The organism is Bacillus sp. DHT2 (assembly GCF_026241455.1).
GTDB lineage: Bacteria > Bacillota > Bacilli > Bacillales > Bacillaceae_G > Bacillus_A > Bacillus_A pseudomycoides.
This window is the reverse complement of the sequence record NZ_JAPHWH010000018.1, coordinates 52,188-75,643: the sequence shown is the minus strand read 5'-3', so window position 1 is coordinate 75,643 and position 23,456 is coordinate 52,188. Positions and strand designations below refer to the sequence as shown.

The window sequence follows — 23,456 nt, the reverse complement described above, 5'->3', positions numbered from 1 at the left end:
CCCATAGCGTAAGCTAGTAAGATCCCTGAAAGATGATCAGGTTGATAGGTTCGAGGTGGAAGCATGGTGACATGTGGAGCTGACGAATACTAATAGATCGAGGACTTAACCATATAATATGAAGCAAGTGTTATCTAGTTTTGAGAGAATATAAAAAAACTTATTGACTTTTCAAGTGAATAAGTTATAATAATCATTGTCTCAAATGAATAATGTCTGGTAATGATGGCAGAGAGGTCACACCCGTTCCCATACCGAACACGGAAGTTAAGCTCTCTAGCGCCGATGGTAGTTGGGACCTTGTCCCTGTGAGAGTAGGACGTTGCCAGGCAATATTATTCCGCAGTAGCTCAGTGGTAGAGCTATCGGCTGTTAACCGATCGGTCGTAGGTTCGAGTCCTACCTGCGGAGCCATTATGCTTCCATAGCTCAGCTGGTAGAGCACTTCCATGGTAAGGAAGAGGTCACCGGTTCAAGCCCGGTTGGAAGCTTGGGAACAGTTTTAAATTTTTTTGGCCCGTTGGTCAAGTGGTTAAGACACCGCCCTTTCACGGCGGTAACACGGGTTCGAATCCCGTACGGGTCACCACTTTTGGAGGATTAGCTCAGCTGGGAGAGCACCTGCCTTACAAGCAGGGGGTCGGCGGTTCGATCCCGTCATCCTCCACCATATATTTTATAATGTCGGAGGGGTAGCGAAGTGGCTAAACGCGGCGGACTGTAAATCCGCTCCTTCGGGTTCGGCAGTTCGAATCTGCCCCCCTCCACCATTTTCAAAAAAACAACCTGAAAAGGTTTATTTTTTTGAAAAGACAACCATACTAGTAAATATTAATGGGCTATAGCCAAGCGGTAAGGCAACGGACTTTGACTCCGTCATGCGCTGGTTCGAATCCAGCTAGCCCAGCCATTTACGAGCCATTAGCTCAGTTGGTAGAGCATCTGACTTTTAATCAGAGGGTCGAAGGTTCGAGTCCTTCATGGCTCACCATTTTCGCGGAAGTAGTTCAGTGGTAGAATACAACCTTGCCAAGGTTGGGGTCGCGGGTTCGAATCCCGTCTTCCGCTTTTTTACTTCGGGGCCTTAGCTCAGCTGGGAGAGCGCCTGCCTTGCACGCAGGAGGTCAGCGGTTCGATCCCGCTAGGCTCCATTATAAATTAGAAAAAACCTTACATCTTTTGATGTAAGGTTTTTTGTTTATCTTGCTTAATAAGGATGAGTTTCCATTCATTTCGTTTACAATAGAAAGATAGAGTGAAATATACCATTTGAATTGAAGTGTGTTGGAATAAGGGGAATGGAGGGATCGGTGTTGAAAATTGTTATTGCATCTGATTCATATAAAGAAAGCTTACGAGCGATAGAGGTATGTAAGGCTATTGAAAAAGGATTTACTAAAATTTTTCCTGAAGCTGAGTATGTAAAAGTCCCGATTGGAGATGGAGGAGAAGGTACAGTCCAGTCCCTTGTTGATGCTACAGGAGGAAAGATTATTCCACTTCATGTAACAGGTCCACTTGGTGAGCGTGTAGAAGCATTTTACGGCATTTCTCAAGACAAAAGAACAGCGTTTATTGAAATGGCAGCAGCATCAGGATTACAGCATGTTTCAGTTAAAAAGCGAAATCCTCTTATTACAACAACAAAAGGAACGGGAGAGCTTATATTAGATGCACTGGATAAAGGCGTACAGCACATCATTTTAGGTCTTGGAGGAAGTGCTACGAACGATGGGGGTGCCGGAATGCTCTCTGCCTTAGGTGTAAAATTTTTAGAGAAAGATGGACGAGTAATAGAACCTGTCGGTGGAAATTTACATTCTATTGATTCTTTAGATTTATCGAAGTTGGATTCTCGTTTAGCACATGTAAAACTAGAAGCGGCGTGTGATGTAGATAATCTTTTGACAGGACAAAAAGGAGCATCTTTTGTATTTGCAAAACAAAAGGGAGCAAGTGCAGAAATGATTGCACAGTTAGATGATAACTTAAAGCGTTATGCCCATGTATTAAAAAAATATTTATATATTGATGTGGAAGAGATTGCAGGTGCAGGAGCTGCGGGGGGATTAGGCGCTGCTGTTGCTGCTGTACTACAAGGGGAATTAAGAAAAGGAATTGAAATTGTATTAGATTATACAAATTTTGATGAACATATAAAAGAAGCGGATCTAGTTCTTACAGGTGAAGGAAGGATAGATGTACAAACAGCTTATGGAAAAGCTCCGGTTGGAATTGCTAGACGGGCAAAGAAGCTTCATATACCCGTTATAGCTATTGGGGGTTCCGTGCTCCCTAATCACATTTCAGTTTATAAAGAAGGAATAGATGCTGTGTTTGCTGCCACATCAAGTCCAATGACATTAGAGGAAGCATATATAACAGCAAAGGAAAATATTGAAATGTCCGCACGAAATATCGCATCTGTATGGAAAATAGCATCAGAAAGACGTCTCTAATATAGGAGGCGTTTTTTTACTTTCAATTATTTATGAATACATGTGTAATGAGGTTTCTTGGGAGGAGTTTCGTTTTATACATAAAATAGCTTTAGGATATTGGTTTCTACGTAGATATGGGTGAATAAGGTGCATATACATACAAAAAAATGTCGAGTTGAGTCAGACTATAGAAAAGATTTAAAATATTTAGTGAAGGCATAAAAGGGGGAGACTATCTATGAAGAAAGAAATTTCAATCGTTGGAGTTCCAATGGACTTAGGGCAAATGCGTCGTGGGGTTGATATGGGACCAAGTGCAATTCGTTATGCAGGAGTAATTGAAAGAATTCAAAATATTGGGTATGACGTAGAAGATATCGGAGACCTATGTATTGAAAGAGAACAAGAAATAGATGAAAATACAAAATTAAGAAACCTTACACAAGTTGCACATGTTTGTGATGAATTAGCAAGTAAGGTTGATCATATTATAGAAAAAGGTCGTTTTCCACTTGTATTAGGTGGTGACCATAGTATTGCTATCGGGACACTTGCAGGGGTGGCAAAGAACTATAAAAATTTAGGTGTTATTTGGTACGATGCACATGGGGATTTAAATACGGAAGAGACATCACCATCTGGAAACATTCATGGTATGTCACTTGCAGCAAGTTTAGGTTATGGACATCCTTCACTCGTTAATTTATATGAAGCGTATCCAAAGGTTAAAAAGGAAAACGTTGTTATTATCGGTGCGCGCGCGTTAGATGAAGGTGAAAAAGAATTCATTCGTAATGAAGGAATTAAAGTGTTTACAATGCATGAAATTGATCGTATGGGAATGACTGCTGTTATGGAAGAAACGATTGCATATTTATCTCATACAGATGGTGTTCATTTATCATTAGATTTAGATGGACTTGATCCACATGATGCACCAGGAGTTGGAACACCTGTAACTGGTGGATTATCATATCGTGAAAGTCATTTAGCGATGGAAATGTTATCGGAGGCTGATATCATTACATCTGCTGAGTTTGTTGAAGTAAATCCGATTTTAGATGAGAAAAATAGAACGGCAACAACAGCGGTAGCTTTAATGGGTTCTTTATTCGGTGAAAAACTAAAATAAATGTAAGAAAAGCAGCTGAAATGCTGCTTTTTTTTATTTTAAAAAAAGAGTATAATAATGAGTTATATTATACCGCTTTACAAGAAAAGTTCGACATCTTACCAATTTTCACCAAGGGGGTGTCGTTGTAATTGTCGTTTCTTTCATGTATGGTATAATTAACTAGTTGTTGTAAATACATACAGATAGAGCAAAATAATAATATTTCAGTATATGGATAAAATTGCTCATAAGTAGGAGGAAGGGTTAGCATGCCTTTTGGAGATATGAACCTTTTGAAATATCTCAGTACGATATTAGATATCGCCGTTGTGTGGTTTGTTATATATAAGCTAATTCTTGTAATCCGAGGAACAAAAGCTGTTCAACTTTTGAAAGGGATTACAGTTATTATTATCGTTCGTATATTAAGTTATTTATTTGAGTTGCATACATTGCAGTGGCTCACGGACCAAGCTTTAACATGGGGATTTTTAGCGATAATTATTATTTTCCAACCAGAGCTTAGACGAGCGCTTGAACAATTAGGAAGAGGAAGTTTGTTCTCCCGTGGAATTGGTCAGGAAGAAGAAGAGCATGAAATCGTTGCGAATGCTGTGGCAAAGGCAACTGAATATATGGGGAAACGACGCATAGGTGCGCTTATTACATTATCTAGAGAAACTGGAATGGGAGATTATGTAGAAACCGGGATTCCTTTAAATGCGAATGTGTCATCAGAACTACTTATTAATATCTTTATCCCTAATACACCGCTTCATGATGGAGCAGTGATTATGCAAGGAAATACGATTAAAGCAGCAGCTTGTTATTTGCCATTATCGGAAAGCCCGTTCATATCAAAAGAATTAGGAACGCGTCACCGGGCTGCGATGGGAGTTAGTGAAGTAACTGATAGCATTACAGTGGTTGTATCAGAAGAAACAGGCCAAATCTCTTTAACCAAAAATGGAGAATTGCATCGTGACTTAAAAGTCGAACAGTTAAAAGAGATGCTTTTAGCAGAGTTTAGTGGAAATGTGAAGACAACTTCTTCATCTTTATGGAATTGGAATTGGAGGAGAAAGCGTCATGGATAAGCTAATGGAGAACCACTGGTTTTTAAAAGGAATTTCATTACTATTGGCGTTAATGCTTTACATGTCGACGAATTTGTCAGATAAAAACACGACAGGGAATACGAGTGCATCACTTTTTCCAACAGGTGATGTAACGGAGACAGTATCTAACGTTGTAGTAGCAGTAAATTATGATGAAGATAAATATATTGTAAGTGGTGTTCCAAAGTATATAAAAATAAAATTGGAAGGGCCAAAAAATGTAATTACTGCAGCAAGGTCGCAACGTGAGTTTGGAGTATCTTTAGATTTACGTGGGTATTCTACAGGAACATACGATGTTCCTTTAAAGTATACCGGGATGGAAAACAATTTAAAAGCAACAGTTCAACCGGCGAAAGTTAAAGTTACGATTCAAAAGAAAGCAAAAAAGTCATTTCCTGTGGAAGTAAAGTACTCAAATGAGAGTCAAATGCAAGGAAGTATGGTTGAAAAACCGACTATCAAACCAGGAACTGTTGAAGTTATGGGTACAGAAGAGGAACTAGCAAAAGTTGCGCTTGTCAGGGCGTATGTTGATTTGAAGGGGATAACAAAAACAGTAACAAAGACAGCCGAAATTGTACTGTATGATGAAGAGGGCCGGAAATTAGACTTACAAACAACACCGTCTAAAGTAAATGTTACAATCCCAGTTTCAAATCCAACTGCGACAAATAATATTGAAAAAACTGTGCCACTAACTTATGTGAAAAGAGGAAGTCTACCAGAGGGGTTAGCGGTTACAAACATCGGTATCGAACCAAATGAAGTGACAATATCAGGCCCAAAAGATGTTTTGGATAATATAAAGTCCTTGGAGGGCGTCGAAGTAGATCTTAGTAAAATTACGGAATCTACAACATTCGATGCCTCTGTTTTATTACCGAAAGGTGTAACCAATGTAAGCCCCAGTCAAGTGAAGGTTTCTGTCGAAGTGCAAAAACAAAAAACTGTAAAGCATAAGACAATAGATGGCATTTCTATACAAAAAAATGGATTGTCAGATGAATTCACTTTACAACTACTTTCTCCACAAAGTGGAAAGATAAGCGTTGATATTTCAGGAGAAGCAAGTATAGTAGATAAAATAACAGCGGCGCAAATAACAGCATCAATTAATCTACAAAACATATCTTCTGGGACGCATGATATTCCAATTCAGGTTAGCGGTCCTAGTAATGTTTCAATAGAAGCAAAACAAAAAACTGTAAAGGTAACCCTTGTAAAGAAAGAAAAACCAGATCAAGAAGTACAAGGTAAGCCGGAGCAACCAGATTCACAAAAAGATAAAGAGAATGAAACAGAAAAACCAACAGAAAAACCAACAGAAAAACCAACAGAAAAACCAAAAGAAGAACAGAACAAAGAATCTGAAAAAGAGAATGAAGCAGAAAAACAAAAAGAGCAAAATAAAGGAGCGAATAGCAATGGGTAAATATTTTGGTACAGATGGTGTGCGCGGTGTCGCGAATAAGGAATTAACGCCTGAATTAGCGTTTAAAATTGGTCGTTTTGGAGGGTATGTATTAACAAAAGATACAGATCGTCCAAAAGTGATTATTGGTCGTGACACACGTGTATCTGGTCATATGCTAGAAGGTGCGTTAGTAGCAGGATTATTATCAACTGGAGCAGAAGTTATGCGCCTTGGCGTTATTTCAACTCCTGGGGTTGCTTACTTAACAAAAGCATTAGATGCACAAGCAGGTGTTATGATTTCAGCATCCCATAACCCAGTACAAGATAATGGAATTAAATTCTTCGGTTCAGATGGGTTTAAACTAACTGATGAGCAAGAAGCTGAAATTGAAGCTTTATTAGATAAAGAAGTAGATGAATTACCACGTCCGGCAGGAACAGAGCTTGGACAAGTGAATGACTACTTCGAAGGTGGACAAAAATACTTACAATACATTAAACAAACTGTAGAAGAAGATTTCTCAGGTTTACATATTGCTTTAGATTGTGCGCATGGTGCAACATCTTCTTTAGCACCATATTTATTTGCAGATTTAGAAGCTGATATCTCTACAATGGGTACTTCACCAAACGGCATGAATATTAATGACGGTGTTGGTTCTACACATCCAGAAGGTTTAGCAGAATTAGTAAAAGAAAAAGGTGCAGATATTGGACTTGCCTTTGATGGTGATGGAGACCGTTTAATTGCAGTAGATGAAAAAGGAAACGTTGTTGATGGGGATCAAATTATGTACATCTGTGCGAAGTACATGAAAGAAACTGGTCAATTAAAACATAACACAGTTGTTTCAACAGTCATGAGTAACTTAGGTTTCTACAAAGCACTTGAAGCAAACGGTATTACAAGTGATAAAACAGCAGTTGGTGATCGCTATGTAATGGAAGAAATGAAACGCGGCGGTTATAACCTTGGTGGTGAACAATCTGGTCATATTATCTTGCTTGATTACATTACAACTGGAGATGGAATGTTAAGTGCACTTCAGCTTGTAAACATTATGAAAATGACGAAGAAACCATTGTCTGAGCTTGCAGGTGAAATGACAAAGTTCCCACAATTATTGGTGAACGTTCGTGTAACAGATAAGAAACTGGCATTAGAAAATGAGAAAATTAAAGAAATCATCCGTGTGGTAGAAGAAGAAATGAACGGAGAAGGACGCATCCTTGTTCGTCCTTCTGGAACAGAGCCACTTATTCGAGTTATGGCAGAAGCACCAACACAAGAACTTTGTGATGGATATGTACATCGTATTGTAGAAGTTGTGAAAGCTGAAGTTGGCGCTGAATAATTCGCCAATTTCATATGAAAAAGGAGCACGTTTTGTGCTCTTTTTTCATATGTTTTATAGACAATGAAAAATTTTCATTGACGGTTTATGCTGTTTGTTATAAGATGGTCTTGTTCTTTTTCTCAAAATTAATATATGAATTATGAAAGCGCCAGAGCTACAAGTTATGTAGTTGACGAGGAGGAGTTTTATCGAGATTTCGGCGGATGACTCCCGGTTGTTCATCACAACCGAAAGCTTTTATTTAAAGCGTTGAGGTGACTCAATGGACAAAGATAAAAGTGTGATGAGGGAAAAAGAACGGATGAATACTGGCTGTATAAGTGTATACGGACTGAAACCCAATCGAGAGGAAGGTGAAAGCCGTTACAGACTTACAGGGCTGGCAATATGTAATCCGTTTTTTATATGTAAATAATGGGATTGGACTATGTCGTTACATGTTCGCAAAGCAATGTAAGCATTTGTAACGGCGACTAAACATGTGTGGAATCGTAGGATTTATTGGAGATCAAGATGCAAAAGAAATTTTATTAAAAGGCTTAGAGAAGCTAGAGTACCGTGGATATGATTCAGCGGGTATTGCAGTACAGGCAGAGAACGGTGTTGTTGTATACAAAGAAAAAGGCCGTATTGCAAAACTTCGTGAAATCGTGGATGAAAATGTAGCTGCAAGCGTGGGAATCGGTCATACACGCTGGGCAACACATGGTGTTCCAAGTAAAGTAAATGCACATCCGCATCAAAGTACGTCAAAACGCTTTACACTAGTTCATAATGGTGTAATTGAAAACTATGAATTAGTGAAAAAAGAATATCTTCAAGATGTGACGTTTGTAAGTGAAACAGATACAGAAATTATCGTTCAGCTTATGGAACAGCAAGTTAACACAGGATTAAGTGTAGAAGACGCATTCCGTCAAACGTTATCCATTTTACATGGTTCTTATGCAATTGGCTTACTTGATGCTGAAAATCCAAACATGATTTATGTTGCTAAAAACAAAAGCCCGCTATTAGTAGGTGTTGGTGACAACTTTAATGTTGTTGCAAGCGATGCAATGGCAATGTTACAAGTTACAGATCAATTTATCGAGTTAATGGATAAAGAAATGGTGATCGTAACACAAGAAAGCATTACAATTAAAAACTTACAAGGTGAAACGATTGAGCGTGCACCGTTTACAGCGGAATTAGATGCAAGTGATATTGAAAAAGGAACATATCCTCATTTCATGTTAAAAGAAATTGATGAGCAACCACTTGTAATCCGTAACATCATTCAAAAGTATCAAAATGAAGATGGCGCAATTGAATTAGATGAAGACATTCGTAATGCAATTTTAGATAGCGATCGTATTTATATTATTGCATGTGGAACAAGTTACCATGCTGGTCTTGTTGGAAAGCAATTCATCGAAAAATTTGCGAAAGTACCTGTAGAAGTACACGTAGCAAGTGAATTCTCTTACAATATGCCACTATTAACAGAAAGACCATTCTTCATTTACATTTCACAAAGTGGTGAAACAGCAGATAGCCGTGCAGTACTTGTGCAAACAAATGAAATGGGTCATAAAGCATTGACAATCACAAACGTACCAGGTTCTACGCTTTCTCGTGAGGCGGACTATACACTACCTTTATATGCAGGACCAGAAATTGCAGTCGCTTCTACGAAAGCTTACACAGCACAACTTGCAGTGCTTTCAATCTTAGCAGCTGACATTGCGAAAGCAAAAGGTGAAGTTCTTGATTTTGACTTAACACACGAATTAGGTCTTGTAGCCAATGCAATGGAAGTACTTTGTAATCAAAAAGAAGAAATGGATGCACTTGCAAAGCAATTTTTAGCGACAACTCGCAACTGTTTCTTCATCGGACGTAGCGTAGACTTCTATGTTGGTTTAGAAGGTGCGTTAAAGCTAAAAGAAATCTCTTACATCCAAGCAGAAGGATTTGCTGGTGGAGAATTAAAACACGGTACAATCGCGTTAATCGAAAAAGGTACACCAGTTATCGCGCTTGCTACACAAGAGCACGTAAACCTTGGAATTCGCGGCAATGTAAAAGAAGTAGTAGCACGCGGAGCAAACCCGTGTATCATCGCAATGAAAGGCTTAGAAATGGAAGGTGACAGCTTCGTATTACCAGCTGTACATGAAGCGTTAGCACCGCTTGTAGCGGTTATTCCATTACAACTGATTTCATACTACGCAGCGCTTCACCGCGAGTGTGATGTTGATAAGCCACGTAACTTAGCTAAATCTGTTACTGTTGAGTAGGAGATTGGGAGGTTCATAATTTTATTGTAGATTTGAAATAAAGTTGCACCGTTTTACCCCTTTAGATATGATTATCTAAAGGGGTGTTTTTATGTCGAAAAGAAAAAGAACATCCGAGATTGAACAGTGGATTAAACAAGGTCGAGGGACCGGTATTGGAGTAGATTATAAACCTTGGTTAAAGATTCAAGATGTATCTTCAAAGGGTCGTTCAACTCGTTTAAAAGGAATAAAAACAAACAGACAGCATGAATTTCTATCGGATTTAGAACGCAATTATTTTTATTTAACTGAGTATTCGAATTATATTGTTGCTGGCCGCAGAACAGATTTCGAAAAAATAGAGAAACTACATATGCAGTAAGGCTTGAAATGAAAAGAGATAAAGCAATCGAACTATTATACTATGATAATTTATATGATTTCACTTTGGATATTATCGAAAATAATTCTTATTGATGACTTAAAGCAGAGTCAAAGGTTAATTACAGCTCATGAATCGGGAGTAAAAATAAGATTGCAAAAAAATTTTAAATATAACAACGTAGGTTTAAGAGTATTTGAAAAAACAATCGACCGAATAGAACGAATGATGAGAGGGATGGGAAAATGAGCGATACAAGGACCAACTTGATGCTGGATTTGCAAAGAATTGAGAAGGATAAGTATCAGTTACGCGAAGGTGAGCAGCATCAAGATTTCTTACCTTTGTTACTTCAATATATTGGCGATCCTCAGCCAGAATTACGGGATAACCTAATTTATCCGATGTTTTATATGTGGATTAAGGAAGAGAATAGGTTCAGTGGAGAGGAGTTGCGTAGCCTCTTAACTGTTCTGACTGATGAGAACCATTTGTTCTATAATATTGGCAGCGAGGATGATCAGTCAGTTTTTACAAGGACGTTCTCTGCCTTGCCTATCGCTTTGATTGTGCAACACCACAGACAGAATCCATTTTTCAATCAAGCGGAAATTGAGCAATTAATGCATGCAATGCTCCGTTATTATAAAGAGGAGAAGGATCTGCGAGGTTACCTTTCAGTAGGAGGCTGGGCTCACAGCGCGTCTCACGGTGCGGATGTTTTTGTCGAGCTGGTGCAGTGCGAGGAGAGCAGCGTCGCAATGCTGCGTGAGGTTCTTGTCGCTATTTCTGGCATGCTTCATAATGGTAGACACATTTTTAGCGATGAGGATGATGAGCGGTTGGTCAACATCGTGGATACGATGATTGACAAAGAGTTACTTCCACATCAAGAAATCGCTGATTGGCTTAGCGGCTTAGCGCAATGCTGCAATTTGCCGAGAAGTCGCAGTCAGGTGATTGCTCGCGTGAACAGCAAGAATTTTTTACGCAGTCTCTATTTCAGAAGGGGACAAGATAGCCGAGGGGATGAGCTTAACACTGTAATGCTTGGTACTGAGGCAAAATTGAACAGGTTTTCTATCAGTTAAAGGATTAGAGTGTGTTTCAATTTTCGTTTAGTTAAAAATGGCAGTCACAAAATTACTACTGTGACTGCTTTATAAAAGGTTGACCAAAGCCTTAGTTCTTTGTTTGACACCCTCTAGCATGTTCCTCCATTAAAGGGCGCTTTAATGGAGGAAATATCATAGAAATGATCAAACTTTTTTATAAAAGAATGATTCAATAAAATATATTAAGAGCGTGTTTTAATTAATCTTTTTTCAAAACACGCTCTTTCTTTTTGCTTGTTTATCAAGGCTATTAGTATTAATTTGATCAATCTTTATTCTAAAGCTACATTTATTGTTGGTTTGAAATAAAGTCGCGACGTTTTTAAAAAACATGCGAAGCTTTACCCCTTTAGATACGATTATCTAAAGGGGTGTTTTTATGTCCAAAAGAAAAAGAACATCTGAAATTGAAAAATGGATTATGCAAGGTCGCGGGTCAGGAATTAGGGTGATTATCAGCCTTGGTTGAAGATTCAAGATGTTTCCTCGTTAGGTCGATCAACACGCTTGAAAGGGATTAAAACGAGCAGACAACATGAATTTTTATCAGATTTGGAACGAAATTACTTTTATATAACTGAATATTCTTATTTTGTTATTGCAGATGAATTAGGAATTAAACATCCTACAGATCCTAAAACGGGCGAACCGATTGTGATGACAAAGGATTTTTTATTAAGTGTAGAATTAGAAAATGATAAATGTAAATATTTAAAATATATGTCAATAATTTTAAAAAATGCTGTGTATTCTATTTTATATCGTAGTAATCTTGTAATGAACAAGTTATTCATTCTTTAAAGGAGGCAAACAAATCATGGATATTATGATTGAAAAGATTCCAGCATATCGGATTGCTTACATAAGGGAGATTGGCCCTTATGGAATTAATAATGTGCGAATAATGGAAAAATTAAAAGAATGGGCAAAATCTAACCATTTATTTAATGACGAATCCATAATTTTTGGAATTGCTCAGGATAATCCTGAAACTACTAAACTTGAAAACTGTCGTTATGATACCTGCATAGTTGTTTCAAACGACTATGCAGTAACTGATGACTATGTAAGAGAAGGTAATATTGTTGGAGGAAAATATGCTGTTTTTAAAATTAATCATACAGCAGAAGCAGTTCAGAAAGCGTGGGTTGATATTTTTCCAGAATTATCTGGGCAAGGATATCAATTTGATGAAGCAAGACCAATCATCGAAAGGTATGTAGTCAAAATAGTTAATAATCATCATTGTGAAATTTGTGTACCCGTATATTAAAGTAGTAATTGGATAAATTCCAATTTGTTTGATTGAATAAAACGAGCACCTTATATTTCCTCTTTTGGTTCTTAAAAAATACATTTTCCACTTCACTGGCCAAAAGGAATATCTCAGGGAGAGCATAACAACCAATAATTTTCGTACTAGGAAATATATCTATTGCAGGTACTATATCGAAAATCTGGCCTCTTTAAATGTACTCTTAGCTTTTATAAATACAGCCCTTTTAGTTTTCGTCTAAAAGGGCTGTGCTGTTTACATGTTTAATTTAGTTTTCAATATCCAATATTTATTTCCGTTTATTGTAAATGAGAATTCGACCCATCCATTGGGATCTTCGCGATGAACGAATACTGATGTTCCTAATGCTAATGTACCTTGGTTGTTTTCTGTAACAGACTGACTTTTAATTACTCCATCAAATGAATAGGGTACAACGTAATAGAAGGCAGCTAGTTTAGCAGTTGCTTTCGTTCCCTGTGGATATGTTTTATATGGGATATTATTTGAGAGTGCGTCAACATTTAAGGTATTTGGGTTTTTAGGTAATTTTTTTGCATATAAATAATCTTGCTTTTGGAAGGGTTTAATACGCTCCATAATTTTTGCGATTTTGGTAGACCATTCTTGATCTGTTGAATACATAACATTCATACCTTGCAATGTTGGACCATAGTAATATGATCCATTTTTCTCTAAATATTTATCTCTTACATAATTGGCATTATAGGCAATGCTATCACCGAAAGTTGGTAAATATTTTGCATATTTAAACGGATCCTGATCATAAGCGCGCAAACCAAATAGATTATGTTTGCGATATGCGATTTCAGATTTACCATATCCGGATTCTAAAATAGCATGTGCCGCTAAATAAAGTGCGTTAACACCATACTGAGCTTGAGCTGCAACAAAGTCGTTTCCATGTCCAATTAATGGGCTATCTGGTTGGTACTTTTTAATGTCAGCATCAATTTCTTTACCAGTAACATTTGAAGCATATGTTAAATCAAGGTTTATATATGACGTAGCAGTGATATTATTTTCAGGAATCCAAGTACCGCTGTTATTGAAATAATACGTTGTTCCGTCAATAGAAGCGAATCCAGTTTGCATAACACCATTTAGCTGTAAATAGTACCATGTACTCCCTTCTTGTAGCCAACCCGTTTTCATCGTCCCATTTGAATTTAGGTAGTACCACTGGTTACCGTCGAGAAGCCATCCTGTTTTCATGGTGCCATTAGAGTTTAAGTAATACCAAACTCCGTTATCAAAAAGCCACCCTGTTTTCATAGCGCCATTAGAGTTTAGGTAATACCAAACTCCGTTATCAAAAAGCCACCCTGTTTTCATAGCGCCATTAGAGTTTAGGTAATACCAAGCTCCGTTATCAAAAAGCCACCCTGTTTTCATAGCGCCATTAGAGTTTAGGTAATACCAAGCTCCGTTATCAAAAAGCCACCCTGTTTTCATAGCGCCATTAGAGTTTAGGTAATACCAAGCTCCTTTATCGAAAAGCCACCCTGTTTTCATAGCGCCATTAGAGTTTAGGTAATACCAAGCCCCGCTATCAAAAAGCCATCCTGTTTGCATGACTCCGCTTGAATTTAAGAAATACCAATTATTATTGTTTTGTAACCATCCTTTTTTTACAGTTTCATTTGTTTTAATTGCTGTATTGTAAGTTGATACAGTTTCAGCCATCCCTTTTATAGGAATAAAAAGTATGCTTGATGCTAAGATAATTGATGCAGCTTTTTTTAACATTTCTTAATAATACTCCTTTTAGTAGTTTGTTAGTTTCATATTAACCAAAGTACTATTGTAACAAGGGAGGAGGAAAAAACAAACAAATATCATAAAAGTCTAATAAATTACTGTTAAAATAATTTTATATGAGTAGTTTCATATAATTGTTAGTAAAGTGGAATGTAAATAGAAGTGAAAAGGAACAGTGATTGAGAGACGAGCATAAAACTAGAAAAAGTTGACTTATACAGTCAATTTTTTATTTTGAGGGTGTTGTAAAATTCATACATATTCAAAAATAGATGCATAAAAAAATTCGTTTTCTTGGAAAAATGATACCATCAAACTATCCGAAGAAAGGACGAATTTGCTAGTGTAATAACCAATTTTGATATTGAAAGTAACTGTTATGTACTTATTACTGTCCTAGTGGAAGAAATCGAAGTATTGAAATCATTAGCCTTTGGAGCAGGGTTATTAAATCATGTATTAAAAATATTGAGGTGGAGTTTATCTGAGATACTATAATATGATGAAGGGCTTCTAAATCTAGTATTAGGAATCTGAATGAAGTTACATATCATAGATAGAGAAGATCCGTCTCCGTCGAATGTGGGTATTCAGTTAAGGATTTTTCATTTCGTTATAAAGGAAAGTACGATATACTTGACGTATCTTTAGAGATGTAACTATAATTGTTACGATTCGGATTTTATAATGGAAAGGGTGAATGATGTAAGTGAATGAAAGTAATCACGATGTATATAAACCTGTAAGAGTAAACAGGTTATGGATGATTCTTGTATTAGGGACACTCACAGCAATTGGGCCATTGTCCATTGATATGTACTTGCCCTCGTTACCAAAATTAACGGATGATTTACAAACGAATGCTTCTCTTGCTCAGCTTACTTTAACAGCTTGCTTACTAGGGCTTTCGGTTGGACAATTATTTGTTGGTTCAATTAGTGATATTTATGGACGGCGCAAACCGCTTATTATTGCTCTTATTATCTATGTTGCATCTTCTTTATTGTGTGCCGTTGCACCATCTATTTGGAGTTTAGTTCTTTTACGTTTCTTACAAGGAGCTTCAGGCTCAGCAGGTATTGTTATATCACGTGCTATGGTACGTGATATGTACGCAGGTTCGGAGATGACAAAGTTTTTCTCACTGCTTATGTTAGTAAACGGAGCAGCGCCTATTTTGGCTCCGATTATTGGAGGACAATTGTTACAGTTTACATCATGGCGCGGGGTCTTTATCGTTCTTGGAGTGATAAGTGTATTTATGTTAGTATCCGCTATTTTTGTATTGCGTGAGACATTGCCTCTTGAGGAGAGAGAAACAGGTGGTTTAGCAGGAACATTAGCGACATATGGGAATTTGCTGAAAGATCGCTTATTTATGGGGTATGCTTTGTCGCAAGGCTTAGTGTCAGCAGCAATGTTTGCTTATATTTCAGGCTCTCCATTTGTGTTGCAAAATATATACGGGGCATCACCGCAAGCATTTAGTTTATTCTTTGCGATTAATGGTATTGGGATTATTATTGCTAGCCATATTACTGGACGTTTAGCGGGGAAAGTAAATGAGACAACATTATTTGTAATGGGCGTCGGAATTGCAGCTGTTGGTGGTCTTTCTTTACTTCTTATGATTGTACTAGGAGCAGGGTTGATTGGTGTTTTATGTTCGTTATTTCTTGTTGTATCAAGTGTTGGGGTTGTATCGACAACAGGTTTTTCACTAGCAATGAGAAATCAAAAACAAGCTGCAGGAACAGCATCAGCTTTACTTGGTCTACTACAGTTCATTTCTGGAGCGCTTGTTGCGCCTTTAGTTGGGATTGGAGGTAGTAACACAGCACTTCCTATGGGAATTGTGATTGCCCTATGTGAAGTGGGAGCGGTTTTATGTTATATCTTTATGGCAAAGCGCAGTGAAAGACAGTTTGTACTTCGGGAAAAGCAGGATATAGAGGCATAAGAATACTAAAAAAGAGCTAATTCAAAGTATATTTTGAATTAGCTCTTTTTGTTATTTTCTTGGAGCAGCTCATACATATTATTCATGATTGCATCGTATAAAATAGCTAATTTATCCCAAACCCATCGATTTGAATCAACCTCTTTTTCACCGCAGTCAATAATATCTGTATGGTCCGTAATTCTATAAGCTCTTTCTACAATTATCGGAGCAATTTTTGGTATACGAGGAATAGCTTTTAAAATATCTGCAAAATTTCCGATATAGACATGCCCGATGATTTCAATTGTTAGTGATTCATCAGATATGTTTAGGGCGGTGTTGTATTTGTCTATATGCACTTGTTTTAAGTAACGGGCAAGTCTAAGTGGAGCGGTTCTCTTCTTTAATACGCGGCGAAGACTTTCTGTATTTTTGATATGGAGTGATCTTTTACGAATAAGAACGGAAAGTTCTTCTTCCATAAACATCATTTTGTTGTACATATATATTGTTGGCCTCCTTTTTTCTAAATAAATGGATAATGCAACCTTAGGTAGGAATGTTTCATTCATATGTAAGTCTAGCATGCTATGTTCCAGATGTGTGCTTACAGTTTTGTAAGGTATAGAAGAAGAGCTGTGAAGATTCTGGGCGTATAAAGTGACGATACTGTGACAAAAATGGTGATATGTGTATAAAAGTACGGTCATAAGTGTAAAGTTTGAATGGTTCTCGTTATAATAGCAAGTGGAGATAAGTAGTAGATGTAGACAAAAGGAGATTAAGAGATGAAGAAAGTGTGGAGTATTGTCTTGCTTGGAGGAATGCTTCTTTTAGCAGGGTGTAATGGAAATAAGGATACAAAAGAACCGAAAGAAAAAGTAGAACAATCGGCAGAGCAGAAAGAAGATATGAGAGTATATCGTGATGTGCATAATAAGTATGATGAGAAAATGAACAAAGAGTTAAATGAAGCGGTAAAATTATGGGAAGAAGCGAAGGAAAAAGGGGGCAAGGCACTAGTATATCCTAAGTTTAAAGAAGATGTACAGAAAGTAACCACGAGTATGTTAACGGATATCGATCATATACGCAAAGAAATTCGTGTACCGAAGTCAAAAGAACAAGAACATGAGCTATATGTTGGCTTCTTAAATGAGGCAGAACAAGCAATGAAAAAGTTAGAGAAATTAGCGAAAGATGAAGATTCGGCGTTAATTCGTGATATAGAAGTTCATTTTTCAACAGCTTCAACGTACTATAAACGCTTTCAAAAAGAAGCACAAAAATAACCTTGCAATGCGCAAGGTTATTTTTTCTTTTTCCCGTCCCCATCTTCATCTTCAGCTACTAAGACTTTTTGCTCTTCATGAAATTCTGAAATTGTTTGCCCAGTAATGTTATCGAATGGAGTATAAAAGGAAGTTATATTTTTCTTTTTTATAAACAATTTATAGAAGCCTATGATAACTAATATTACGATTGTTAATGGTAATCCTATAATTTCCATAAGTAATGGATCCATCGTAGCTCTCCTTTCTACATAGAGAGGATTTTATTTGTCCTTTACCTTAGTGTAAAACAAAAAAAGGAATTATTTTAAATATAATCTAACTGCTGCAAAAGCGTTGTTAGAAGAAGGTATGAAAGAAGAAGATATTATGTTTACAGAATATCCTTTAATTCCGATTATGTTCCCGACAGATTCTTATTTGCAAAAATTATCCGTATCTGATTTAGAATATATGATTGGTTCTGAGCCAAGCTTACGACATGCGAAAAAGTAAGCAAAAAATAAAGAAGTAGGCATTTGCCTACTTCTTTATTTTACTTCCTTCTTATACTCTTTCTTCGTTCCATCTGAGAACACAACTTCTAAGTCGAATTTTTGGTAGTCTTTATCAAGTTGGAATACGTCTACCACTTGATCAATTACCTCTTGATCAGGTGTGTTTTTATCAAATGTTAACTTTTGTAGAAGTGGACTTAGTTTGGCAATAGCTTTGTCACTCGTTAGCTTTACATCTGTCTTGTGATCCTCAATCTTTCCTTCCATCTTTTTGTCTGCACCTTTACTTTTGTACTCCGCTTCATAATCTTTCTTCGTATCTTGGTAGTCTGCATTTAAGTGAAATTCGTTAAAGTTAAGTTTTAAATCTTGAGGTGCTTCATTTTTAGCTTCGTCCGTTGTTTTCTTATCAGAAGTTGGAGTTTCCTTTTTTGGTGCAGTACAACCTGTTAGCGCAGGTACTAGCATAAGTGCTAATAAAACTGAAAGTAAAATTCTCATAATATATTCCTCCTTAGTGTATCGTTCCTTCCATACAAGTTTTTCCCAATTTCATGTAATTATGTATGTGCTCGACATAAATTATTTCCCGAAACGTACGCTACAAATGGTTATTATACAATAATATTTGGTGGTGGAAATTTAAAAGAAAATATTATCTCTCTATTATTTATAATTGTTATTACACAAATTTTAGCTTTAATCGCTGTAGGACTATTATCTGTATTAAAGGGAAAGAGACATTTAGTAAAAGAAGCATAAAGAAAAAGGGCATCCTTTTGGAGGATACCCTTTTTCTCTTGTAATCGAAGCTTTCGTTAAAATTAACTTCTATAAGGCGAGATTAATTCTCAACCTTTGCCCATTTGAAGTTAAGTGGTCCTGCAAAATCAACTTCAACTATTCCTTTTACATAAGAACGTTCTAAGTATGTTGTTCCATTTTGATAGAGAGGAGAGATAACAGCATCTTTAAATAAGATTTTTTCTGCCTGTTTTAAAGCTTCCCAACGTGCTTTTTCATCACCAGCTAAATCAGTTTTTACTTTTTGGATCAAATCATCAAATTCTTTATTAGAATAGTGATCTAAGTTGTATGAGTTATCAGTTGTAAATAATTCTAAGAATGTAATCGGGTCAGCAAAATCAGGGCTCCAGCCATCAACAGCAATATCATAATTTCCTTGTAGCAATAATGTGACTTGCTGTTTACGTGGTTGAGGCTTCAAGTTAATTGTTAAGCCTTCTAGATTTTTCTCTAGTTGTTCTTTTAAATATTCACCAGTTTTTTTCGAAAGGTCATTATCGCTTGTTAATAATTCAATTGAAATTTTATCAGAACCTAATTCTTGTTTTGCTTGCTTCCAGAATTTTTGAGCATCTTTTGTATTTTCTTTCGTTAAATTGCCATTCTCCTCACGAAAATCTTTTCCATTTGGTCCCTTTGCAAAGTTTTTTGGAACTAGAGAATAAGAAGGAAGAGAGCCATCATTTAAGAGAACATTTACAAATGCCTTTTTATCTATCGATTTATCGATAGCTTGGCGGATATTTACATTTTGTAACGTTTTATTTTTTTGATTCATTCGTACGAATTGTACACCAACATCTGGTCGTTCTTTAAAGTTACTATCTTTGCGATATTTATCAACAAGATCAGAGGTTAAAGTAAGTCGATCGATTTGTTTTGATTCATATAAATTAACGGCTGTTGAATGATCTTTGACGATATTAAAATTAATTTCTTCAAGTTTCACATTATCCTTATCCCAATAGTTGGTACTTTTCTTAAACTTAAAGCTTTGTTCATGTTTCCAATCACTTAATGTAAAGGCCCCATTATAGATAAGCTTATTATCTTCTAATGCATATTTATCACCTTGTGATTTAAAGAATTCTTCATTAATCGGTAAAAATGTTGGGAATGCCGTTAAGCTAATGAAGTATGGAACTGGACGCTCTAATTCAACTTCAAAAGTGTGGTCGTCGATTGCTTTTACACCAAGTTGATCAGCCGAAAGCTCTTTACTATTAATCTTTTTTGCATTTTTTATATCAAAGAATAAAAAGGCATATTCAGAAGCTGTTGCTGAATCAACTGCACGTTGCCAAGCAAAGACGAAGTCCTTCGCTGTTACGGGTGTTCCATTTGACCATTTGGAATCTCGTAAATGGAATGTATATTTTGTTTTATCCGGACTCACTTCATGAGACTTTGCAACACCAGGCACAGGTTTGTTTCCTTCACCAAGGTTATATAGACCTTCAAATACGTTTCTCATTACTTGACCAGAGTCAGTATCTGTAGCGCGTGCAGTATCCATTGTGCGGATTTCTGTACCAGCAGCTAAGTTCAATACTTGTTTATCAGGTGCTTTATCTTTTGCTTTTGCTCCGCTTGCATCGTCTTTATAGCTACCGCATCCTGTTAATAAAATACTTGCTCCTAAAACAGATGCGACAGCAGGTACAAATTTCTTTTTCATGTAAAATTCCTCCCTAAATTGTTTGGGTATTAAAAAATAGTTAATGAACAACTTTGAGGGAAAGAAAAAATCCCTCTTTTCTTATCGAGAAAGAGGGATTTTTGTTTACAAGGCATGTACCTGTATATAAACGAAGTCCCTCATTCTATCTTTCAAGCATAATGCTTGCAGGAAGTGGCACAGTATTCAAAGTGAACCTGTTGCCGAGGTTTCAAAGGGCCAGTCCCTCCACCTCTCTTGATACAATGAGTAAACATAGTAATTTGTATTAATTTTTTTGTTTCTTTGATTATTCAAAATCTTACACCCGGATAAATGAACTGTCAATGAAATGAAATATAGTTTAAATTTTCAGTCTATTAAATAGGGATATAAAAAGAAAGAGCACTGTGCAATTGCACAGTGACTCTCGTTTTTAAAAATCAAAATTATCAGGGTCTGGACCAACGCCATCTTCATTTTTGTATATTGCCGCTGTATCGATGCTGCGGTATCCATTTTTAATAGCTGCTTTTACAGAATCAATTACTTCTGTGCCATCTTCAACTTTAAAAAACACCTAAGCCAAACCAAGGCGTTTACACCGTTATGTAATGTTGTGTAAGCTTGTGAATTTCATATTAATTCCCTCTAGCTTTTTTATTGGTTGCTTCAATTGCTTGATAAATAATCTTCGGAAAATTATTTTCATATAGAACTTTTAAACCTTCTGCAGTTGAACCACCTGGTGTTGTCACTTGTTCACGAAGCATAGCTGGATCTTGTTCTTGCTCAAGCATAGCAGCAGAACCAGCAATCATTTGGATAACAAGATGTTTTGCTGTTGCTTCATCGATTCCATAGCTTTTTGTTGTTTCAATTAAACCTTCAGCAAAATGGTAAAGGAAGGCAGGTGCACTTCCAGTAACAGCGGTCAGCTGATGAACTTCTTCTTCCGTGCATAGCTGTGCTGTACCAATCCCCTTTAAGAGTAGTTGTAAAGTTTCTTGATGTTCAGCATTTACGAACTGTCCCATTGTATATAGAGAAATAGATTTTCCAATTGTCGCAGCTGTATTTGGCATAATCCAGGCAACAGGTGTACCTTGAGGAAGTTTTTCTTCTAAGTAAGATGGACCAATCCCGGCAGCAACCGTTACAACAAATTGATTGGTTAGAAGAGGAGATAACGCTGCTAATAATTGTTCATGTGCAGCTGGTGGCATCGCTAAAACAATGGTATCAACAGTTTTGATATGTTGAGTCCAATCACTCGTAATGGAGATATTATATTTTTTCTCTAATTGTTTAAGCTTTTCTATGTTACTTCGATTGGATACGATAATTTTTTCAATGTGTTCGTTACTTGTTTTGAGAAGTCCAGCAAAGATTGCTTCTGCCATACGGCCAGCACCAATAAATAAAATTCTATGTTTCTTTAGCATATCTTTTATTCCTTCCTGATTAGAATAGGGCATAAAAAACGATAACATCTTTGAGAGATCTTTGTAAAAAGAAAAGACTTATATGAATTTGCTATAAGGATTAGTATATGCCATATTAACTTTTATAGTAATTTAGCTATTGATAGGTTGGTAAGAGAGGAATGAAAGTTTTGAAAATATATAAATCCCAATTAAAACACCTACATAAAACTTTTCTTTTTAGGTGAGAGAGCATCTGGTCATGTTTAAAAGCGGATAGATTGCCAAGCTAAAGCAGAGAGAAAACAAGTGAAAGTCCCCTTTTGTTTGTCATAGCGGTAACTTAAATGTCTAAAGATCAAATTACACAGATAGATTGGAAAGAAAAGTGATTAATGAATAGAAAACCCTCTGAAGCATGTATGCTTCAGAGGGTTTAGTAATAGATTGTGTAATTATGCTTTTGTCATACCAAGTAAAACAGCACCGCCGATAATTAGGACACTACCTAGTGCAATAAATCCCATTTGGCGTTTCGTTTTCTTTTCTCCTAAGAAGACAATCGCACCGAATGTAGAGATAACGATGCCAGTTTGAGATAATGGGAAGCTTGTTGCTACTCCAACTCGTGGTAAGGAAAGAAGTAAGAATAAGTTTCCTGTTCCCCATAGTAAACCAGATAATATGTTACGAACTGCATATTTGTTAAACGGTTTATATTTAGATGTCAGTACCACTGCACCAACAAACATACCGACTGCTTGCGGTAAAATAGCAGACCAACCATCGATATTGTACCAACGAATGATAATTACATATACAAGATAACCAAAAGTAGAAACAATTAAAGTTAAAAGCCCTTTTTTCAGTTGTCCCGGTGGCTGTGCATTTTCTTTATCATCTAGTGAAGTAAAGACAACACCAATTACAATTAAAAGGATTGCAATCGTTCCCATAATAATCGTAGTAGTAGTAGTCCACTCATGGAAAGCGATAACGCCAAAGATAGAAGTCGCAACAAGTTGCATCCCAGTTGAAATGGTTACAGTTGTTGAAACACCTAGCTTTTCAACAGTTTTTAATTGGTTTGCTTGTCCTAAAGCCCAGAATAGACCTGAAATAAAACCGACGATTAAGATTGTCATAGTTAAAGCCGGTTGAGTAAATATATACATAATTGTTGCAAAGAATAAGGCACCAATTGTCATACCTAATGTTTGGCTATATGCACCGCCGCCCATTTTTACGCTTACTAATAAGACGTTTCCCCATGCAATTGCAGGAAGAAGCGCTAATAAAATGTCCATTACAAGACTCCCTTCACTTTTCTATATCAATATAATTTAATTTAATTTCGTTTTAACGATCGGTAATTTCCCACTTAGAAAGTGGAAGATTACCGATTGTTAAAACAGGATGAAGAATTTACGATATAAATGCGGTTTCATTTCTTCATTTTTTTCAAATACCTAAATATAATAACAGGAAAGTACCTATTTTAGAAAGTAAATTCAAATAGAATGTATATTTCTACAAAAATTAAGATTCTGTTATTTGATCTCGTTTTT

The 23,456-nt window shown here is 36.5% G+C and carries 17 protein-coding genes, 9 tRNA genes, 2 rRNA genes, 5 pseudogenes and 1 riboswitch; of the genes and pseudogenes, 25 read left to right on the top strand and 8 right to left on the bottom strand.

The genetic code is table 11. From position 1 onward, the window contains the following. The 22 genes and pseudogenes from ORL93_RS27475 to ORL93_RS27375 form a co-directional block, all read left to right on the top strand. Positions 1-113 (top strand): 23S ribosomal RNA (locus ORL93_RS27475); the annotation flags it as partial. A gap of 102 nt (positions 114-215) precedes the next feature. Then, a 5S ribosomal RNA gene (rrf, locus tag ORL93_RS27470) occupies positions 216-331 on the top strand. Positions 332-339: 8 nt separating this feature from the next. After that, positions 340-414: transfer RNA gene (locus tag ORL93_RS27465), tRNA-Asn, on the top strand. A 4-nt stretch (positions 415-418) separates the two neighbouring features. Next, positions 419-491, top strand: a tRNA-Thr gene (locus ORL93_RS27460). A 23-nt stretch (positions 492-514) separates the two neighbouring features. Continuing rightward, positions 515-589, top strand: a tRNA-Glu gene (locus ORL93_RS27455). A 5-nt stretch (positions 590-594) separates the two neighbouring features. After that, positions 595-670, top strand: a tRNA-Val gene (locus ORL93_RS27450). Between the two features lie 16 nt (positions 671-686). Next, a tRNA-Tyr gene (locus ORL93_RS27445) sits at positions 687-770 on the top strand. Between the two features lie 65 nt (positions 771-835). After that, positions 836-910 (top strand) — tRNA-Gln (locus tag ORL93_RS27440). 5 nt (positions 911-915) lie between these two features. Continuing rightward, positions 916-991 (top strand) — tRNA-Lys (locus tag ORL93_RS27435). A 5-nt stretch (positions 992-996) separates the two neighbouring features. Beyond that, positions 997-1,068, top strand: a tRNA-Gly gene (locus tag ORL93_RS27430). Positions 1,069-1,078: 10 nt separating this feature from the next. Continuing rightward, positions 1,079-1,151 (top strand) — tRNA-Ala (locus ORL93_RS27425). 162 nt (positions 1,152-1,313) lie between these two features. Beyond that, positions 1,314-2,459 (top strand): glycerate kinase, encoded by a 1,146-nt coding sequence (locus ORL93_RS27420; RefSeq protein WP_142308457.1) that lies wholly within the window; start codon positions 1,314-1,316, stop codon positions 2,457-2,459. 220 nt (positions 2,460-2,679) lie between these two features. Next, a complete protein-coding gene (rocF, locus tag ORL93_RS27415) occupies positions 2,680-3,573 on the top strand; it encodes an arginase (RefSeq protein WP_003194411.1) in 894 nt (297 codons plus the stop codon). A 251-nt stretch (positions 3,574-3,824) separates the two neighbouring features. Further along, positions 3,825-4,652 (top strand): diadenylate cyclase CdaA, encoded by an 828-nt coding sequence (gene cdaA, locus ORL93_RS27410; RefSeq protein WP_003204777.1) that lies wholly within the window; start codon positions 3,825-3,827, stop codon positions 4,650-4,652. Beyond that, positions 4,645-6,108, top strand: a complete 1,464-nt coding sequence (locus tag ORL93_RS27405) for a CdaR family protein (protein ID WP_018767177.1) — start codon at positions 4,645-4,647, stop codon at positions 6,106-6,108. The genes cdaA and ORL93_RS27405 overlap by 8 nt, the downstream gene beginning before the upstream one ends. Next, entirely contained in the window at positions 6,101-7,447 is a 1,347-nt protein-coding gene (glmM, locus tag ORL93_RS27400; RefSeq protein WP_018767176.1) for a phosphoglucosamine mutase, read from the top strand. Before ORL93_RS27405 ends, glmM begins: the two co-directional genes overlap by 8 nt. A gap of 286 nt (positions 7,448-7,733) precedes the next feature. Further along, positions 7,734-7,917, top strand: a pseudogene (locus ORL93_RS31335) (hypothetical protein). 12 nt (positions 7,918-7,929) lie between these two features. Further along, positions 7,930-9,732 (top strand): glutamine--fructose-6-phosphate transaminase (isomerizing), encoded by a 1,803-nt coding sequence (gene glmS, locus ORL93_RS27395; RefSeq protein WP_097794843.1) that lies wholly within the window; start codon positions 7,930-7,932, stop codon positions 9,730-9,732. Between the two features lie 91 nt (positions 9,733-9,823). Beyond that, positions 9,824-10,045 (top strand): annotated as a pseudogene (locus ORL93_RS27390) (TnsA endonuclease N-terminal domain-containing protein); the annotation flags it as partial. Positions 10,046-10,341: 296 nt separating this feature from the next. Further along, a complete protein-coding gene (locus tag ORL93_RS27385) occupies positions 10,342-11,187 on the top strand; it encodes a DUF2785 domain-containing protein (RefSeq protein ID WP_097794845.1) in 846 nt (281 codons plus the stop codon). A gap of 403 nt (positions 11,188-11,590) precedes the next feature. Beyond that, a pseudogene (locus ORL93_RS27380) lies at positions 11,591-11,898 on the top strand (heteromeric transposase endonuclease subunit TnsA); the annotation flags it as partial. A 130-nt stretch (positions 11,899-12,028) separates the two neighbouring features. Then, positions 12,029-12,484: an AraC family transcriptional regulator gene (locus ORL93_RS27375; protein WP_097794846.1), complete on the top strand. Its 456-nt coding sequence runs from the start codon at positions 12,029-12,031 to the stop codon at positions 12,482-12,484. 258 nt (positions 12,485-12,742) lie between these two features. On the opposite strand, the gene ORL93_RS27370 is transcribed toward ORL93_RS27375, so the two are convergent. Then, complete coding sequence (locus tag ORL93_RS27370) at positions 12,743-14,257, bottom strand: glucosaminidase domain-containing protein (protein WP_265959984.1); 1,515 nt, start codon at positions 14,255-14,257, stop codon at positions 12,743-12,745. Positions 14,258-15,032: 775 nt separating this feature from the next. Between ORL93_RS27370 and ORL93_RS27365 the strand changes: the two genes are divergently transcribed. Continuing rightward, positions 15,033-16,229 carry a multidrug effflux MFS transporter gene (locus ORL93_RS27365; RefSeq protein ID WP_265959987.1) on the top strand — a complete coding sequence of 399 codons (1,197 nt, stop codon included), beginning with the start codon at positions 15,033-15,035 and terminating at the stop codon, positions 16,227-16,229. A 38-nt stretch (positions 16,230-16,267) separates the two neighbouring features. Here ORL93_RS27365 and ORL93_RS27360 read toward each other — a convergent pair whose 3' ends face one another. Continuing rightward, positions 16,268-16,714: a hypothetical protein gene (locus ORL93_RS27360; protein WP_033798554.1), complete on the bottom strand. Its 447-nt coding sequence runs from the start codon at positions 16,712-16,714 to the stop codon at positions 16,268-16,270. A 285-nt stretch (positions 16,715-16,999) separates the two neighbouring features. On the opposite strand from ORL93_RS27360, the gene ORL93_RS27355 reads away from it, so the two are divergent. After that, positions 17,000-17,503, top strand: a complete 504-nt coding sequence (locus ORL93_RS27355) for a hypothetical protein (RefSeq protein ID WP_097794849.1) — start codon at positions 17,000-17,002, stop codon at positions 17,501-17,503. Between the two features lie 17 nt (positions 17,504-17,520). Here ORL93_RS27355 and ORL93_RS27350 read toward each other — a convergent pair whose 3' ends face one another. After that, positions 17,521-17,736: a DUF3951 domain-containing protein gene (locus ORL93_RS27350; RefSeq protein ID WP_097794850.1), complete on the bottom strand. Its 216-nt coding sequence runs from the start codon at positions 17,734-17,736 to the stop codon at positions 17,521-17,523. A gap of 127 nt (positions 17,737-17,863) precedes the next feature. On the opposite strand from ORL93_RS27350, the pseudogene ORL93_RS27345 reads away from it, so the two are divergent. Beyond that, a pseudogene (locus ORL93_RS27345) lies at positions 17,864-17,998 on the top strand (peptide-binding protein); the annotation flags it as partial. 35 nt (positions 17,999-18,033) lie between these two features. On the opposite strand, the gene ORL93_RS27340 reads toward ORL93_RS27345, so the two are convergent. The 5 genes and pseudogenes from ORL93_RS27340 to ORL93_RS27320 form a co-directional block, all read right to left on the bottom strand. Further along, complete coding sequence (locus tag ORL93_RS27340) at positions 18,034-18,501, bottom strand: YusW family protein (RefSeq protein ID WP_003194504.1); 468 nt, start codon at positions 18,499-18,501, stop codon at positions 18,034-18,036. 343 nt (positions 18,502-18,844) lie between these two features. After that, positions 18,845-20,485: a peptide ABC transporter substrate-binding protein gene (locus ORL93_RS27335; RefSeq protein WP_098160166.1), complete on the bottom strand. Its 1,641-nt coding sequence runs from the start codon at positions 20,483-20,485 to the stop codon at positions 18,845-18,847. 142 nt (positions 20,486-20,627) lie between these two features. Further along, positions 20,628-20,732: riboswitch (SAM riboswitch) on the bottom strand. 195 nt (positions 20,733-20,927) lie between these two features. Further along, positions 20,928-21,079, bottom strand: a pseudogene (locus ORL93_RS27330) (aldo/keto reductase); the annotation flags it as partial. A gap of 26 nt (positions 21,080-21,105) precedes the next feature. Further along, the gene (gene proC, locus ORL93_RS27325) at positions 21,106-21,909 is read right to left on the bottom strand and encodes a pyrroline-5-carboxylate reductase (protein ID WP_097794853.1); all 804 of its coding nucleotides are present in this window, start codon (positions 21,907-21,909) and stop codon (positions 21,106-21,108) included. A gap of 434 nt (positions 21,910-22,343) precedes the next feature. Continuing rightward, positions 22,344-23,195 carry a GRP family sugar transporter gene (locus ORL93_RS27320; RefSeq protein ID WP_003194497.1) on the bottom strand — a complete coding sequence of 284 codons (852 nt, stop codon included), beginning with the start codon at positions 23,193-23,195 and terminating at the stop codon, positions 22,344-22,346. Between the last annotated feature and the right edge of the window lie 261 nt (positions 23,196-23,456).

Excerpts from the sequence above, each read along its gene's own strand:
- rocF (WP_003194411.1), top strand. The coding sequence starts at position 2,680 with ATGAAGAAAGAAATTTCAATCGTTGGAGTTCCAATGGACTTAGGGCAA.
- cdaA (WP_003204777.1), top strand. The coding sequence starts at position 3,825 with ATGCCTTTTGGAGATATGAACCTTTTGAAATATCTCAGTACGATATTA.
- ORL93_RS27405 (WP_018767177.1), top strand. The coding sequence starts at position 4,645 with ATGGATAAGCTAATGGAGAACCACTGGTTTTTAAAAGGAATTTCATTA.
- glmM (WP_018767176.1), top strand. The coding sequence starts at position 6,101 with ATGGGTAAATATTTTGGTACAGATGGTGTGCGCGGTGTCGCGAATAAG.
- glmS (WP_097794843.1), top strand. The coding sequence starts at position 7,930 with ATGTGTGGAATCGTAGGATTTATTGGAGATCAAGATGCAAAAGAAATT.
- ORL93_RS27385 (WP_097794845.1), top strand. The coding sequence starts at position 10,342 with ATGAGCGATACAAGGACCAACTTGATGCTGGATTTGCAAAGAATTGAG.
- ORL93_RS27375 (WP_097794846.1), top strand. The coding sequence starts at position 12,029 with ATGGATATTATGATTGAAAAGATTCCAGCATATCGGATTGCTTACATA.
- ORL93_RS27370 (WP_265959984.1), bottom strand. The coding sequence starts at position 14,257 with ATGTTAAAAAAAGCTGCATCAATTATCTTAGCATCAAGCATACTTTTT.
- ORL93_RS27365 (WP_265959987.1), top strand. The coding sequence starts at position 15,033 with ATGATTCTTGTATTAGGGACACTCACAGCAATTGGGCCATTGTCCATT.
- ORL93_RS27360 (WP_033798554.1), bottom strand. The coding sequence starts at position 16,714 with ATGTACAACAAAATGATGTTTATGGAAGAAGAACTTTCCGTTCTTATT.
- ORL93_RS27355 (WP_097794849.1), top strand. The coding sequence starts at position 17,000 with ATGAAGAAAGTGTGGAGTATTGTCTTGCTTGGAGGAATGCTTCTTTTA.
- ORL93_RS27350 (WP_097794850.1), bottom strand. The coding sequence starts at position 17,736 with ATGGATCCATTACTTATGGAAATTATAGGATTACCATTAACAATCGTA.
- ORL93_RS27340 (WP_003194504.1), bottom strand. The coding sequence starts at position 18,501 with ATGAGAATTTTACTTTCAGTTTTATTAGCACTTATGCTAGTACCTGCG.
- ORL93_RS27335 (WP_098160166.1), bottom strand. The coding sequence starts at position 20,485 with ATGAAAAAGAAATTTGTACCTGCTGTCGCATCTGTTTTAGGAGCAAGT.
- proC (WP_097794853.1), bottom strand. The coding sequence starts at position 21,909 with ATGCTAAAGAAACATAGAATTTTATTTATTGGTGCTGGCCGTATGGCA.
- ORL93_RS27320 (WP_003194497.1), bottom strand. The coding sequence starts at position 23,195 with ATGGACATTTTATTAGCGCTTCTTCCTGCAATTGCATGGGGAAACGTC.